Here is a 15,648-nt window from a genome sequence, read left to right as displayed (position 1 = left end):
TATCTCCTGACTACTTCTGATATGCTACACCAATTTTTCTTTCAACAATTCTCTGAATCTTTCCTAATATCAAAGCTAATATCCAATAAAATGCCGCTGCTATGATATAAGTTTCAAAAGTTTTATAAGAAACCGCTGCTGAAAGTTGCGCCTCACCCATTACATCTTGAATACCAATTGTCATACCAAGTGATGACATTTTTATAATATCAATTGCTGAGTTTACAATTGGTGGAATTGCTGCAACCGCTGCTTGAGGCAACACAACTCTCGTCATTGTCTGTGTATGCGTCATTCCAAATCCAAGGCAAGCTTCATATTGCCCTTTATCAACGCTTTCAATAGCACCTCTGATTGTTTCAGCCATATATGCAGCACTATTCATTGCTAAACATATAATTAGAGCTAATATTTTAGGACATCTGACCATAATATCCATTACCATAGGTAATCCATAAAAAAACAAAAACAACTGAATTAATAATGGGGTACCTCTAAAATATGAGATGTATACCTTAGCAATGGGGTCTAAGATTGCAACATGATAATGTTGAATTATTGCCAAAATTACGCCCATAACAATACTTATAGCAAATGCCAATATAGATACAAATATCGTAATTTTCATTCCATTAATTAATAATGGAATGAGTTTCACCACATAGGGCATTACTTCTTGAGTTAAATATTCCATAATTTATTTGCTTTCTACAGAAACGTCTGCACCAATCCATTTTTCAGAAATAGCTTTTAATGTTCCATCTTCTTTAATCTCTTTAATAAATGCATTTAACCCATCTAACAATTCTGTATTATCTTTCTTAACAGCAAGTGCTCCACAAGAACTTTCAAATGCTGGAGTTACAACTTTACATTTCACTCCGCTCTTTTCAATTGCCATGTAAGCCTGTATATCCTGTGCTAACATACCATCTATTCTTCCCATTTCAACATCTTTTAACATGTTTTCAAGTGTTGCGGACTGATAGATTTCAAACTTCACTTCACCATTTGGGTACATAGCTTCAATATCTTGCTGCATTTCATTTCCAGCTCCCACGCCAATAGTTTTTCCAGCCAGATCATCTGCACTCTTGATATCTGTATTGTCATTGCTAACGACAATAACTGAACCATAGTATGTTTCTGGCTCTGTAAAAGCATACTTCTCTTCACGTTCTGGTGTTGGTGTAAGCTGAGCAGCTACCACATCTGCTTTTCCAGAATCAAGTAATCCAAGAAGACCAGAAAAATCAGCTCGTTCCCATTTTACTTTGATGCCTGTTCTTTCTTCAAATTCTTTCCACATATCAACATCATATCCCTGAAGTTCATTATCCTTGTCAAAACAGAATGGTTCATATCCTGAAGAAATTGCCACTACGATTGAATCCATATCAAGACCATACTTTTTATCAGTTGCTTCCCCACTATTTCCTTTAGTTGTCTCTTCCGCCTTAGCTTCTTCCTTTTTCGTCCCTTCTTTGCTACCGCATGCTGCCATAGACAAAACAAGCGCTCCACACAACAAAATACTGATTAATCTTTTTTTCATTCTTCTTCCTCCAAATCATTGTTTTTGTTTACCCTATAAAATAGTGTACTCTGCTTATATATTGCACTTTAAATCCAATGTTGTCCAATTGATATTTTGCATATTATTTCTATCTATATCGTTTCTATCTATATCCATTTTATCTATACTAGTTCTAATTGGCTAACACTATAGTTTTTTATGATGCATTAATAATCTATGTGTCCATTGCGTTTATCCAATGTATGTTGCTCTGTAGTCCTATTTCTCGATACGCAAACCTTATCCATATCAGAATGTTATGATTTCAATGCAAAATTACTATTTTACATCTTATTTTTACTGTTCTATGATAATGCTGGTTAAAAAAATATATGATTTGAAAGAAAGAGGTACAATATGGACGACAACAAAATGTGTCTTGAAAAACAACCGTTATCTCAGGAATTACTTAAAAAAATGAATGCCTACTGGCATACTGCCAACTATCTGTCAGCGGTCAGCTCAATCTTCTGGACAATCCACCCCGGAAAAATTATAATCAAATATAGAAAGCAATGAAAAATCTCCCGAAAGGAGCCGATACCCATGAAAAAATCCGCTGACAAACTGGCAATTGCATATGTAATTATATTATCTCTGATTCCGGTACTTGTTCTTCCGAATCTTACTTTCCAGAACCATGTACTTGATGCAATTCCATATGATGCCTCCGGCTTTGCTACTCTGCGGGGATTTTTCCTGTCAAACCTGCCTGCTATTATTTACATTCTGGCACTTTATATTCTTGGGATCCTAAATATCTGGAAATCTTTTTTCTCCTATGAAGAAGACGATTCCACCGCACTTATAAACCGCATGCTTATACATAAATACGGTCTTGTCGCATTTTTTCTGTTCAGTTTTATCACACTGTTCATTATGTACTTTTTCGCTGGTGCTGCACTGACTTTTATGACCGGCGGTCTGATTATACCGCTTATGCTCCCGGTCATGAGTGTTATGATATTTTTCACCGTCATTGCATTCTGGCTCACAATCCTTCCGGGCTCTTTTTACGCCCTGCAGGTAATCCGCATGACTTATAAAGCTGGAAAAATCAGCCTCGGAACTGCTATCCTGCATGGTATCCTGCAGTTCTTCTTCCTGGCAGATGTCTTAAGCGCCATGTACCTTGCAGCCGTAAAATGGAAACGTGCAAAGAAAAGCTCCATCGCAGTCGGAATTATATATATTGTCTGTGCAATTGGAGTCATTGTACTGGCAGCAGCAACCATTAAAGAATTTCAGGGGCTATAAGCTTCTAAGCCTGCCCCCTCATTTTATTTCTGCTAAAGCACCAACTATGCTTCCTTATTCTGTTAATCCTATTCCAAATGTCATGGTTCCTGTATAATTTACACCCGGTTCAATATTCATTCTTGAATCAAGTACTGGTTTTGCCGTATAAGTTACAGTTCCATTCCCTGTAAAGGAAGCTAACTCTGTTCCTGTTGCAGTATCATTACCAGTTGTTTCAATTGTGTTACCATCTGCTGCAATCAACTGATAACGAATAGTACCCGTATAAGTTGGCTTGGACGTCTTTGCCTGTAATACAAGCTGATTTCGATAATAATCAGTACCTGCGATTGTTACCGTTACTTTCTTCCCGTCCAGATCCGCGACATCTTTTGCTTCAATATTAAGGGCAGTTCCCTCCTTTGAAAGTGCCAGCGCTGAAGGTATAGATACCGTATATGTCGGTTCATTTTTCTGAACATAAGAAAATTCTGTTGACGCAGATGTTGTATTCTCTTCTGCATGAACCGGAAGCGCGAATGCAGATACGGTAAGCACCGCTGCAATCACTGCTGTTGAAAGCATTTTCATATTCTTTACAGATTTCATATTTAGTCCTCCCTCGTATAATTGATGGATAATCATTTATTTGATATCAGTTAAACCTACGCCATAGTCCATCCAGCCAGTATAATGAACGCCTTTCTGGATTGCCAGATTGTCCCCTTCTTTTCCTTCACGGTCCGGATAATCCTGCGCACATGGGTATATTTCATAATTTGCTGTACCATCCTCTGTAAAAGCAACCAGTTCCATACCTTTAATCTGCTTCTCCAATGCCCCCAGTTTAAAGTCTCCGCTTGTTCCTTTAATATTCAAAGTCATCATATATGGTTTTGCACCATTCATCTTATCTCCGACAAGATATAACCTTCCATAAGTTCCATTTCCTTTTTGCAGCGTTACTGTAATTTTCTTACCTTCCGGAATATTTTTTACATCGCTGGCCGTAATCGGTACCAATGTGTGTTCTTTTGCATTCAATGTTACCGTTTCTGGTACAGTGACTGTATAAACTGGATCATTTGCTACATAAAGGGAAAAATCAGTGTGTGCACTACCTGTGTTTGCTGCAAATGTCGGCGTTACCATCATCATTCCTGCCATAACACTTGTCATAACTGCTGCTGCGATTCTTTTCTTCATTTTCGTTATCCTCCTGAATAAAAATATTAATAAATATCTATATTTACAGCCACACTTCGAGCATATGCCCTTTGGGGGCCGTTATTTTACAACATGTAAATCTGCTTTCACACTCGCTCCATTTAAGCGTGTATTTTTTCCATCCATAGAATATGTAGAAATGTTCATATATATTGTATAATCTCCTTCATCCAGCGCCTTATCGACCTGAAATTCACTGATTGCCTTTCCCGGTTCAATATAGTCAGACTCATAAATCGGAGTCTCATCATCTCCAATTGTAATGCTGTATTTAAAATAGCAGTCATTGTCCTTCGGATTTGCCAGGGTAATCTTCCACGTCTTATCTCCTGCCCCGACACTGAGTTCTCCGTATCCCGGCATTTTAATACCTGAATCCTGCTGTCCAGATAAATTATCTAAATCTTTGTCCCAGTCTGATGCATTCTGATCTACCACAACCCCATTGGAATTGTTTACAGATTTCTGCTGTCCCAGCTTATATGCAAATACAACTCCAAGCGCTGCGACAAGAATCACCACCACAGCGAATATCCATATTTTCTTATTTCTTTTTTTCTCTACTTTCATGCACCTAATCTCCATTCTTTTCTGTCTTCTGGCTTTTACGGATTATGACTCCCATGGTTCCCAATACTGCACTCACTGCAAGCATTATCTCGTAATCCAATATTTTACCTCCGGTGGTATCACCTGTCTTTGCCACAGAATTGTCCACCTTCCCGTTGTCAGCCCGGTTGGCAGTCTGATTATTTTCCTGTCTGTTATTCTGGTTGTCATCCGGTACATAAAGCTGAATATTCGTCCGAGTTTCCGCATAGGTGTTCTGATGCATAAAACCAGCCAGTACCGCAAAGCTTATAATGAAAATGTATTTTTGTACTCTCCGCCGTATTTTCATCGTAGTTTCCTCCTCGTTTCTTACTCTTCAACGATTCATTTATCAACCCTCTTCTGCCTTGATGCACTTATTGTAGCAACCTCTGTTTTTGGATTGCGACATATTCATGTAATTCTTTCGTAAAACTTTTTTAAGTTCACGTTAATCACAATCCATTATTAAAAAATAAGTTAATTTCCAATAAAAAAAGACAGTGAACCGCCTAAAAACAATCCACTGTCTTCATAATCTTCAAGAGCACTAACTATGATATTACATTTTTTCAACTAATATTTTTTCACTTTATTGCTCAAATACCCTCAGCGTCTATAAACTTCCTGGCCTGCTCCTCATTCTTCGCCTCCACAAAAACATCGACACCGTAAAGTCCGAACCCTGCTGTACTATACACAGAAACACCATCTCCAGATTCCTGAGAAAATGCAGCAATTCCGTTCTCTTTTAACAACTCTATCATTCTTTCCGCCTCTATAATGTCATGCACATTACAAAGTTTCACACAATCGTCTCCAGACGCTGAATCCTTTTCCTTATGTTTGAAAAAAGCTCCCATCTTACACTCCTCCGTTTCTTATACTTTTGACATTTCCGCATTTTTTATATGATCATTTTACCACGTTTCCGCATTTTTTATATGATCATTTTACCATGTTTCCGCGTTTTTCAGGTAATCCGTTTTGTCTGCCTCTGTTATCTCTCGCAGTACCTTACACGGATTACCCACTGCTATAACATTTTCTGGTATGTCCTTTGGCACAACACTTCCGGCTCCGATAATTGTATTATCACCAATCGTAACTCCTGCCAGTATCTTTACATCTCCGCCAAGCCACACATTTTTCCCAATGCGAACTGGTTTTTCAGAACAGCCGCCTTTGATTCGCTCTTCTGCGTCTATTGCATGATTCACTGGATAAATGCCGATATTCGGACCCAGCAATGTATTTGCTCCAATCACAACTTCAGCACAGTCAAGAATAACACAGCCAAAGTTAATATACACATTGTCTTCGATAACAATATTCTTTCCAAACTCGCACCGGAAATCCGGCTCAATCCAGACGTTCTTTCCCACTTTTCCTAAAAGCTGTGCCAGAATTTCATTTCTTTTCTCAACTTCTTCGTCCTCAGTTTTGTTGTATGCCCGGAACAACTTTTTCGCTACGATTCTTCGCTGAAACAAATCATCAACAAAATCATTGTACATTTGTCCTGCCTGTAATTTTTCCCATTCTGTCATTTGTGATGTCTCTCCTAAATCCAACATATATAAAATACAGTTTCTGTCCGGATAAGTATACGGAACCGGTAATTCCTCTGTTTTAATCTTCCGAAATCCTGCTTTCTCATAGAACCGATGTGATGTATGCGCAACCGACGGTGTGTCTAATATAATATGCTTTACCTCTGCCTCTTTTGCAAATTCAAGCAGCTTCATGTATAAAGCAAGCCCGACTTTCTGTGACCGGTACTCTTTCTTCACGAAGAATTTCTTCATGATTGCACAGTGGTCAGCTTTTATCATCAGTCCAAGAGTTCCGATTACATTTCCCTGATCTAGCGCAATCCAGAATTCGCCTCCATTTTTCTGATAGGAGTCATGGATTGTAAGCAGATCCGGCTGCTCCTCAAGAGACAGATTAATCTTCGACTCATTATTCTGAATATCTAAAATTAACGAAATAATCTCATCATCATATTTTCCACTGTATGTTTCGATCTGCATTACAAATTCCTTCTGGCAATAATTTACCCTCTGTATACAAAAATGGGACGGTAGAACCGTCCCGCTGTTAAATTCACACTTTGAGTGACAAAACACTCTCTTTTAACTGTCTCACTTACGGGCTGAGATACGCCCACTCATAGCTGACTCCATTAAAGATTTTCAGCGTCTATAAGCTTTTTCGCCTGCTCCTCATTCTTCGCCTCCACAAAAACATCAACTCCATAAAGTCCGAATCCCACTGTACCATACACAGAAACACCATCTCCTGATTCCTGAGAAAATGCAGCGATTTCATTCTCTTTTAGCAGCTCTATGATTCTTTCCGCCTCTATGATATCATGCACATTGCAAAACTTCACACAACCGTCCTCAGACGCTGAATTCTTTTCCTTATGTTTGAAAAAAGCTCCCATCCTACACTCCTCCATTTCTTTTCTTTTGACATTTCCGCAGTTTTATATAATCATTTTACCACATTTCCACACTTTTTATATCTTCATTCTTTATTAGTTTACTCACCAGTAATATACTTATATTGAATTTTTTATACTATCATGTTATACTACAATTGCTGCCACCCTCCAAGCGAAAGGAGGTGAAGTCTTATGCACGAAACTCTCATCACATTTTTTGTTTCTGTTATGGCAAGTATTGTTAGCTACTTTATTTGCAAATGGCTGGACGGAAACGACAGGCAGTAACAGCCTGAAAGGTATAAGCCACCTTACATAAACGGAATAAAAACTCCCGGAAGTCTCGACCACTTCCGGGAGTTTTGTTTTGCTCATGCATGAAATTCATCACATTTCTTAGCTGTTATTATCATATGCTTTATTTTCATAAAAGTCAACCTATAAGTATATATTTTCCATTAATTTTTCTCTATCCCCACATCACGCCTGCAGTTTTTCCCATTCTGTCATACTCGCTTTTCCACTGTATGTTTCAATCTGCATTACAAATCCCTCCCGTCTGTTACTTATTATACTATTTACATTTTTCTTCCAGTAATAAAAAATCATTACATCTTTTTGACAAACTTGTAGATTTTCATTTTTAACCTATACAAACAATTAATTCACTCTTGATTCCATTCAGTTCAATCACGTTGTCCGCCTCCGGCGCATCAAACCGTTCCACCTGCTGCCCGGCTTTTTCATAAGAAATGCTTGTTCCAATGCCCTTTGCAACTGCCTGGAAAATCGCCTCTTTTGGAACATGTATTTTTGATGTCGCAGACACTTGATTAATTGCGATCTCGCCGTTCAATGAATCGCACATAATCTCCATGTCAAGATTACAATCAACCTCCACCGAACCGACAACATTTTCCAAAATCAAATTTGTTGTCTTCACACCAAATTCCATATTTTCACATTCTATGGAACGGATTTCTACCGTTTCCGCATGAGCTTCACACTCAATCTTATCTATATACTGCACCGGAATCTGCACGAAAATATCAATTTCACTCTTCGCCATTGCTTCCGTGGCACCATTCTTTCGTTTTACATCTATATCAATTCGTTTCCGGATATCATCAATCTTAACCTTGAAATCATTCTGAAGAGTTGAAAATGTATTGGACCCCAGTCGGACCCGGATTTTCTCGCCCTCATATCCCGCCAGTATAAGCCGCTTCGCCCCTTCCAGCTTCATATCATAATTCTTCGATTCATCAATATCATACTCCGTAATACTCTCATACAAGTACTCCGTCTCCACTACCTTTTTTGAACCTCTTTCATTTGAAAGTAGATCGTCTATGGAAATGTCAAACAGTGCTGAAATCGCCATTATATTTTCAATATCTGGGATCCCCGCACCCGTTTCCCATTTTGTAACCGCCTGTCTCGATACACCAAGCTTCTCCGCCAACTGCTCCTGCGACATACCAGCCTGCTTGCGAAGCATCTTCACATTTTCTGCAAAAGTCATATCCATAATCTCCTTGTCTTTTCTTACCCGTTCGAGAGTCTTATCACAGAACTTAAGGTTGCTTCACAGACATATTTCTTATCCGAAACTATTTGTCTGGACAGCCTGCACTCTCTAAACATCTCCTAACAACTTACAGTATAGAAAACTGCACTTTACATCACAAGCACACAAAGATGTCATCAAAACATTTTCCTGCTACTTTGCGTAGCATCTCCCTTATTTCCCTATTTTATCATACCCACCTCGCGGTCGCCAAGGTCTTGAGCAAGCTCTGACTTTGGCTCGTCAATAGCGCAGCAAAATCTTCCCCTTTCACTCACACTTTCCCCTTCACACAAACTTTAAACTTCCACTTACATAAAAATACAGCTACCGTTGGCAATCCGCTCTGCCAGACTCACCCTCCCTCGCCTCTCGATACGATATAACTTCCACATATAGAAAAAGTACAGTTCACTGCTTCTCAGATGATTGATGCAATTTCCAGTATTTTGCGAGCATCATTAAATCTGGAGGTGCACTGTCTGAGCCGTTCCTCAGGCGAGTTTGCACATACAGATTTTAATAGATAGCGCAGCAAAATCTGCGAAATTCATCACATCTGAAAGCAGTAAACTGTACTTATTGTATTGTGTGAAATTATATCCTCGTATTCTTCTCCCTTGACACCTTCAACCGGTTCATGGCTCTTGCCAGGGATGCTTTCGTGTGATAGTATTCTTGGATACTCTGCTTCTGACGAAGTTTTTCTTCCATGACTTCACGCCGTTCTTCTGCTCTTCTGGCGTCAATTTCTTCCGGTTTTTCAGCGGTCTGTACCAGCATGGTAACACGGTTGTTAACAACCTCAAGGAATCCGGTTCCAACGGCAAGTGTCTCCCACGTTCCGTCTTCCAGCTGCATCTTCGCTTCACCGACTTCGATTGCTATGACCATGTTCTCATGATCTGCCAGAATTCCCATCTGACCGCCGTCGGCTGCAGGTACGATCACCTTCTGGCATCGTCCGTTATACGCCACGCGGTCACTGGCTATGACTTTCAACCAAAATGTTTTCATAGTTTACGCACCTCTTACTCTCCGTCTTTCAGTGTCTTTGCTTTCTCGATAACTTCGTCAATCGTTCCGACGTTGAAGAAGGCGGTCTCCGGATATTCATCCATTTCTCCGTCGATGATCATTTTGAATCCACGGATTGTCTCTTTCAGTGGTACATATTTTCCAGGAATTCCTGTAAACGTCTCAGCTACGAAGAATGGCTGTGACAGGAATTTCTGAATCTTTCTTGCTCTCATAACCGTTGCTTTATCTTCATCGGACAGCTCTTCCATACCAAGAATGGCGATGATGTCCTGAAGTTCTTTGTACTTCTGAAGAATCTCTGTTACCTGGTTGGCTACTTTATAATGCTCTTCACCTACGATGTCTGCCTCCAGGATACGTGAGTTAGACTCCAGCGGATCTACAGCCGGGTAAATTCCCTGCTCAACGACCTTACGTGAAAGTACGGTTGTTGCATCCAGATGTGCAAATGTTGTTGCCGGTGCAGGGTCTGTTAAGTCGTCGGCCGGTACATAGACTGCCTGAACGGACGTGACAGAACCATTCTTTGTAGAAGCAATACGCTCCTGTAATTCACCCATTTCTGTTGCCAGTGTCGGCTGATAACCTACGGCTGATGGCATACGTCCAAGCAGAGCGGAAACTTCAGATCCAGCCTGTGTGAATCGGAAAATGTTATCAATAAAGAGCAACACGTTCTGATGTTCTTTGTCACGGAAATACTCAGCCATTGTAAGTCCTGTCTCAGCGACACGCATACGAGCTCCAGGCGGCTCGTTCATCTGACCAAATACCAAAGCTGTCTTCTCAAGTACGCCAGACGCTTTCATCTCTGTCCAGAGGTCATTTCCTTCACGGGAACGCTCTCCGACACCTGTAAAGATAGAATATCCACCATGCTCTGTTGCTACATTTCGGATCAGCTCCTGGATCAGTACTGTCTTACCAACTCCGGCTCCTCCGAACAGACCAATCTTACCACCTTTTGCATATGGTGCAAGAAGGTCGATGACCTTGATACCTGTCTCAAGGATCTCGACAGCAGGACTCTGCTCTTCAAATGTAGGCGCCTGTCTGTGGATTTCCCAGCGCTCTGCATCTTTCTCTATTTCTTTTCCATCATCAATGGTCTGACCAAGCACATTGAACAGACGTCCAAGTGTCTGATCTCCAACTGGAACTTTGATACCGCTTCCAGTTGCACGGACTTCCATATCTTTGTGAAGTCCTTCACTTGCAGCCAGCATCAGACAACGTACTTCGCTGTTTCCCAGATGCTGTGCAACTTCCATAATACAAGTCTTGTCTCCGTTATCTACCTCAAGGGCATCTTTGATATTCGGAAGCTCTCCGTCTTCAAATAAAACATCGACAACAGGACCCATGACCTGTACAATTCGTCCTTTATTCATATCTGTTCTCACTTCCTTTTCCGTTTCTGTGCCTTCGCACCTGCGCATACCTCTGTGATCTCCTGCGTAATGGCTGCCTGTCTTGCCCGGTTATAAGCAATAGACAAATCTTTGATAATTGCCTCAGCACTGTCTGTCGCTGATTTCATAGCCGTCATTCTGGCATTATGCTCACTTGCATACGCCTCGACCAAACAACCGTAGATCATTCCGGTTACATAATTCGGTACGATATTGTCCATGACGCTCTCGACAGACGGATATAGCTGAATCGCCTCACGCCTTAAGTTTGCCGGAATGCTGTCCTCTCCGAATGCACTTCTCTCAAGCGGAAGCAGCTTTACAGTCTCCACCTCAGATACCATAGAATTCTCCATTCGCGTATAGACAACATACACTTCGTCCAGCTCGCCATTATTAAACTGTTCCATCAATGTCTCAGAAATAATTCTGGCTCTGCTCAGGTTCGGTTTCTGCACAGTATATTGGAAATTTTGTTCAATCTCATGTCCCTGACTTACAAAATAATGTCTTCCAAGCTCACCTACGACAAACAATTTGTGATGTCCCGGCATTTTCATAATTTCCTCTTCTGCTTTTTCTACATTGTGATTGTAAGCTCCTGCCAGTCCTTTATCACCGGTAATAACTACAGATCCGATTTTCCGTTCTTCTTTCGGAATTTCTTCCCTACTGTCAAAATACTGGTTGCTCACTTCCGGCATATGGCGCAGGATTCTGGCAATCTCAGCCTGCAATTTATAAAAATACGGCTCTGCATCTGCCAGTTTCTTTCTGGCCTGACGCATTTTTGTAGAAGAGATCAGGTACATGGCGTTGGTGATTTTCATCGTATCTTTTACACTGTTAATTCGTGTCTGTATTTCTCTGATATTTGCCATACATTAACACCTGCTCTTTTTGAATTCCTCTGCAATCTCCACGATCTTCTGGGACAACTCTTTAGACAGATCCTTTGTCTCCTCAATTTCTCTTGCGATTTCCGGATGTGCACTTGCAAAGTAACTTAACATATCCATCTGGAATCCTTTTACTTTTGCAGTTGGAATTCCAAGCATGACTTTATGTCTTGCAGCACAAAGTGTAATAACTTTATCTGCCAGTGACATTGGTTTTCCAAGCGGCTGCTTCAGAAGCTCCATCAGTCCGCTGCCATATTCCAGCTGTTCTTTCGTTGCATCATCAAGGTCTGAACTGAACTGTGTGAAGACTTCCATCTCACGATACTGGGCCAGATCGATACGAAGACTTCCTGCTGCCTTCTTCATAGCCTTTGTCTGTGCATCTCCACCTACACGAGATACAGACAATCCTACGTTGACCGCCGGACGCATTCCTGAGAAGAACAAACTGCTTTCCAGGGAAATCTGTCCATCTGTGATGGAAATAACGTTTGTCGGAATATATGCAGATACATCTCCGGCCTGTGTCTCGATGATTGGAAGAGCCGTGATAGATCCGCCACCTTTTTCCTCACTCAGACGGCTGGAACGTTCCAGAAGTCTTGAATGCAGATAGAATACGTCTCCAGGATAAGCCTCACGTCCAGGAGATCTTCCAAGTAACAGTGACAATGCACGGTACGCAACTGCGTGTTTGGAAAGATCATCATAAACGATCAGTACATCTTTTCCTTTGTACATAAAATACTCTGCCAGTGCAGTTCCCGCATAAGGAGCAATGTACTGAAGCGGCGCACAGTCGCTTGCTGTTGATGCTAATACGATGGTGTGATCCATAGCTCCTGATGTCTTAAATGTATTTACAACTTTTGAAATCGTTGATGCCTTCTGACCGATGGCAACATAGATACAGATTACTCCGTTTCCATTCTGGTTCAAGATCGTATCTGTTGCGATAGATGTCTTACCAGTCTGTCTGTCACCGATGATCAGCTCTCTCTGTCCACGTCCGATTGGGAACATGGAGTCGATAGAAAGGATTCCTGTCTCCATAGGAACGCTGACGGATTTTCTGTCAATGATTCCAGGTGCTTCATTTTCAATCGGGCGATAATCATCTGCCTCAATCTCTCCGGCACCGTCGATTGGTGCACCAAGGGCATTGATAACTCTTCCGATAAATTTATCTCCTACCGGGATTCCGGCTTTTTTCTTTGTACGTGCAACCTTTGTTCCTTCTTTGATTCCTGTATCTGATCCAAATAAGATACATCCGATCTCGTCTTTCTGGATATCCTGTACCATACCCTTCAGACCATTTTCGAAGGTAACGATCTCGCCGTACATTGCATGATCGATTCCGTAAATGGTAGCGATTCCGTCTCCGACTGTTACAACAGTTCCGACTTCGCTGTCTTTACTGATCTCATCAAAATTCTCTATTTCACTTTTCAGAATTGAAATAATTTCATCTGAATTGATTGAACTCACTTACGTTCACCTCCAGGTCAATTTTTGTTCTAACCGGTTCATTCTTCCACGAATGCTCCAGTCATATTCATCACTGCCCGCTCTCAGGATAAATCCTCCAAGCAGTGACGGGTCTTTTTCGACCTCCAGATTTACCTTCGATTTATGATATTTATCCATAATAAATGTTTTCATCTTCTCAGCCTGCTCTTCGTCTGGCTCGTCTACACATATTAAAGTCGCAGTCATAACTTGCTGCTGCTCCTCACAATATTTATCATAGCTTTCGAAAATGTCCCAAAGCATGCCCATTCTCTGGTTCTCGCATGTTACCTTCAGGAAATTACAAATAGACTTTGGAAATATCTGTTCGATAACACTGTATTTGTTCTTTGCCGTAATTACCGGATTTAACAGTACTTCATATACTTCCGGTACCTGACAGAAGATTTCTTTTGTTTTCTCAATATCTGCTTTCGGAATTTCCAGTTCGTACAGAACTCTTGCATAGCGCTTTGCTGCCGGCTGAACGAACTTTACTGTATTACTCGTCTTTGCCGTCATGAGCGTCACCTACGCTTTCCAAAAACTGATCATAAATCGCCTGATTTCCTTGTTTTCTTGTCTCTTCATCTACAATCTTTCTGGCTGCCTGCATTGCAAGTCCTGCAATCTGTGTCTCAACGCCATCCAGTGCCTGCTTTCGCTCAGTCTCGATGGTCTTTCTGGCACGTTCGATCGTGGCATCTGCTCTTCTGTCCGCATCTGCAAGAATCTCATCTGACTGTCTCTTAGCCTCTACACGGGCATTTTCAACGATTTTAACCGACTCCTCTTTTGCACCGGAAAGAGCTGACTCATACTCTTTTTTCAGAGACTCTGCCTCTTCCTGTCTGTCACTTGCATTTTTCAGTCCGTCGGCAATCATCTGCTCACGCTTTTCCATGATCCCCATAACTGGTTTGAACAGGAATTTCTTCAGTAATAGATAAAAGACTACAAGGTTTATTATGGTCCAGAGAAGGCTCAAATCTACTTTTATCACCTTTTCCCACCTGCCTTTCTTCTTTTCTCCTGCTTCTTTACGAACTGCTAATTATTTCAGCATCAGGATAATCAGAAGACCGATGATAAATCCATAAATAGCTGTTGCCTCTGCAAGGGCACAACCAAGAATCAGGTTCTTGCTGATCTTTGACTCAGCCTCTGGCTGTCTTGCGATAGCGTCTACTGCCTTGCTTGTTGCAAGACCAATACCAATACCTGCTCCTAAACCTGTTAAAACTGCGATACCTGCTCCAATTGCTACTAACATAATCTTAATCTCCTTTTCTTCTTGTCTAAAAATGTTTTCTTAAATCCCTTTTAAGTCTGTTCGTCTTATCTTCCGGCTTTACTCCTGTTCCTCATTCATGAACAGCGCCGTCAGAAATACAAATACATAAGCCTGTAAGAATCCATCAAATATATCAAAATAAAAACTAAACGGGATTGGTATAATCGCCGGAGCTACTATTTTTAAAAGCTCCATGATTACAAATGCTCCCAGCACATTACCGAACAGTCGCATGCACAAGGACAATGGACGGATTACAATCTCCAGTACCATGATCGGTGCGACGAACGGAACCGGCTTTGCAAAATGTTTGACCCAGTGTTTTAATCCGTTTTTATGTATTCCGGAATACTCGATCAGACACATACTCATAACAGCCAGCGCTATTGTGACATTCAGATCCTTTGTCGGCGGTTTAAACCCAAACAATCCAATGATATTGGCAATTCCGATATAGATCAGCACCGTGATCAGATATGGGATATATCTTCGGTTTTCTTTGCCCATAACATCTTCAAAGAAGTCCACTCCTTTTCCGATTGCGGATTCCAATAAAAGCTGAGCTTTCCCCGGATTCTCTACACTGAGATTCCTTACGAATATGACACACAGCAATACAACTACAGCCATAATGATCCATGTGACCGCCACGGATTCACTAATCTTAATTCCCCCGAATAACGGAATAGTAAATGCTGTATCACAATTCAGCTCTTCCAACAGACTCTCTGTTAATTTCTCCGTATGACTCCCTCCCTTTCTTCTTCAAATTTCGTGATTACTTTACTCTCCTGTTTTTTAAATGTCAATCATTTCTTTTTTTCTTAACAAT

The 15,648-nt window shown here is 40.9% G+C and carries 19 protein-coding genes; 1 reads left to right on the top strand and 18 read right to left on the bottom strand.

Annotated elements, in window-relative coordinates; translation table 11 throughout:
• Positions 1 to 10: 10 nt before the first annotated feature.
• Entirely contained in the window at positions 11 to 694 is a 684-nt protein-coding gene (locus LI149_RS10780; protein ID WP_117660789.1) for an amino acid ABC transporter permease, read from the bottom strand.
• 3 nt (positions 695 to 697) lie between these two features.
• Entirely contained in the window at positions 698 to 1,555 is an 858-nt protein-coding gene (locus LI149_RS10775; protein WP_173785413.1) for a transporter substrate-binding domain-containing protein, read from the bottom strand.
• Positions 1,556 to 2,122: 567 nt separating this feature from the next.
• On the opposite strand from LI149_RS10775, the gene LI149_RS10770 reads away from it, so the two are divergent.
• Complete coding sequence (locus LI149_RS10770; protein ID WP_022279490.1) at positions 2,123 to 2,833, top strand: hypothetical protein; 711 nt, start codon at positions 2,123 to 2,125, stop codon at positions 2,831 to 2,833.
• Between the two features lie 54 nt (positions 2,834 to 2,887).
• On the opposite strand, the gene LI149_RS10765 is transcribed toward LI149_RS10770, so the two are convergent.
• The 16 genes from LI149_RS10765 to LI149_RS10685 form a co-directional block, all read right to left on the bottom strand.
• Entirely contained in the window at positions 2,888 to 3,424 is a 537-nt protein-coding gene (locus LI149_RS10765) for a hypothetical protein (RefSeq protein ID WP_173785412.1), read from the bottom strand.
• 36 nt (positions 3,425 to 3,460) lie between these two features.
• Complete coding sequence (locus LI149_RS10760; RefSeq protein WP_022279492.1) at positions 3,461 to 4,021, bottom strand: hypothetical protein; 561 nt, start codon at positions 4,019 to 4,021, stop codon at positions 3,461 to 3,463.
• An 81-nt stretch (positions 4,022 to 4,102) separates the two neighbouring features.
• Positions 4,103 to 4,612 carry a hypothetical protein gene (locus LI149_RS10755; protein ID WP_173785411.1) on the bottom strand — a complete coding sequence of 170 codons (510 nt, stop codon included), beginning with the start codon at positions 4,610 to 4,612 and terminating at the stop codon, positions 4,103 to 4,105.
• Positions 4,613 to 4,616: 4 nt separating this feature from the next.
• The gene (locus LI149_RS10750) at positions 4,617 to 4,943 is read right to left on the bottom strand and encodes a hypothetical protein (RefSeq protein ID WP_022279494.1); all 327 of its coding nucleotides are present in this window, start codon (positions 4,941 to 4,943) and stop codon (positions 4,617 to 4,619) included.
• A gap of 289 nt (positions 4,944 to 5,232) precedes the next feature.
• Entirely contained in the window at positions 5,233 to 5,496 is a 264-nt protein-coding gene (locus tag LI149_RS10745; RefSeq protein ID WP_173785410.1) for a DUF2007 domain-containing protein, read from the bottom strand.
• A gap of 90 nt (positions 5,497 to 5,586) precedes the next feature.
• Positions 5,587 to 6,669, bottom strand: a complete 1,083-nt coding sequence (locus LI149_RS15605) for a GNAT family N-acetyltransferase (protein WP_330590377.1) — start codon at positions 6,667 to 6,669, stop codon at positions 5,587 to 5,589.
• Between the two features lie 152 nt (positions 6,670 to 6,821).
• Complete coding sequence (locus LI149_RS10730; RefSeq protein WP_022279497.1) at positions 6,822 to 7,085, bottom strand: DUF2007 domain-containing protein; 264 nt, start codon at positions 7,083 to 7,085, stop codon at positions 6,822 to 6,824.
• A 643-nt stretch (positions 7,086 to 7,728) separates the two neighbouring features.
• Positions 7,729 to 8,610 carry a helix-turn-helix transcriptional regulator gene (locus tag LI149_RS10725; RefSeq protein WP_173785409.1) on the bottom strand — a complete coding sequence of 294 codons (882 nt, stop codon included), beginning with the start codon at positions 8,608 to 8,610 and terminating at the stop codon, positions 7,729 to 7,731.
• Positions 8,611 to 9,252: 642 nt separating this feature from the next.
• Positions 9,253 to 9,672 carry an ATP synthase F1 subunit epsilon gene (gene atpC, locus LI149_RS10720; protein ID WP_005337449.1) on the bottom strand — a complete coding sequence of 140 codons (420 nt, stop codon included), beginning with the start codon at positions 9,670 to 9,672 and terminating at the stop codon, positions 9,253 to 9,255.
• Between the two features lie 14 nt (positions 9,673 to 9,686).
• Positions 9,687 to 11,087: a F0F1 ATP synthase subunit beta gene (gene atpD / locus LI149_RS10715; protein WP_105310361.1), complete on the bottom strand. Its 1,401-nt coding sequence runs from the start codon at positions 11,085 to 11,087 to the stop codon at positions 9,687 to 9,689.
• Positions 11,088 to 11,095: 8 nt separating this feature from the next.
• Entirely contained in the window at positions 11,096 to 11,989 is an 894-nt protein-coding gene (gene atpG, locus LI149_RS10710; RefSeq protein ID WP_005337451.1) for an ATP synthase F1 subunit gamma, read from the bottom strand.
• Positions 11,990 to 11,992: 3 nt separating this feature from the next.
• Positions 11,993 to 13,501, bottom strand: a complete 1,509-nt coding sequence (gene atpA, locus LI149_RS10705; protein ID WP_227143339.1) for a F0F1 ATP synthase subunit alpha — start codon at positions 13,499 to 13,501, stop codon at positions 11,993 to 11,995.
• A 6-nt stretch (positions 13,502 to 13,507) separates the two neighbouring features.
• Positions 13,508 to 14,044, bottom strand: coding sequence for an ATP synthase F1 subunit delta (gene atpH, locus LI149_RS10700; protein ID WP_117613738.1), 537 nt, complete (start codon positions 14,042 to 14,044; stop codon positions 13,508 to 13,510).
• Entirely contained in the window at positions 14,025 to 14,525 is a 501-nt protein-coding gene (atpF, locus tag LI149_RS10695; RefSeq protein WP_005335085.1) for a F0F1 ATP synthase subunit B, read from the bottom strand. Before atpF ends, atpH begins: the two co-directional genes overlap by 20 nt.
• 51 nt (positions 14,526 to 14,576) lie before the next feature.
• On the bottom strand, positions 14,577 to 14,795 hold the full coding sequence (gene atpE / locus LI149_RS10690; RefSeq protein ID WP_005335083.1) for an ATP synthase F0 subunit C: 219 nt from the start codon (positions 14,793 to 14,795) through the stop codon (positions 14,577 to 14,579).
• 78 nt (positions 14,796 to 14,873) lie between these two features.
• Positions 14,874 to 15,536: a F0F1 ATP synthase subunit A gene (locus LI149_RS10685; protein WP_005335082.1), complete on the bottom strand. Its 663-nt coding sequence runs from the start codon at positions 15,534 to 15,536 to the stop codon at positions 14,874 to 14,876.
• Positions 15,537 to 15,648: the final 112 nt, after the last annotated feature.

It is taken from the genome of Dorea sp. 210702-DFI.3.17, assembly GCF_020560825.1.
GTDB lineage: Bacteria > Bacillota > Clostridia > Lachnospirales > Lachnospiraceae > Dorea > Dorea formicigenerans.
This window is presented reverse-complemented; position numbering and strand designations above follow the sequence as displayed.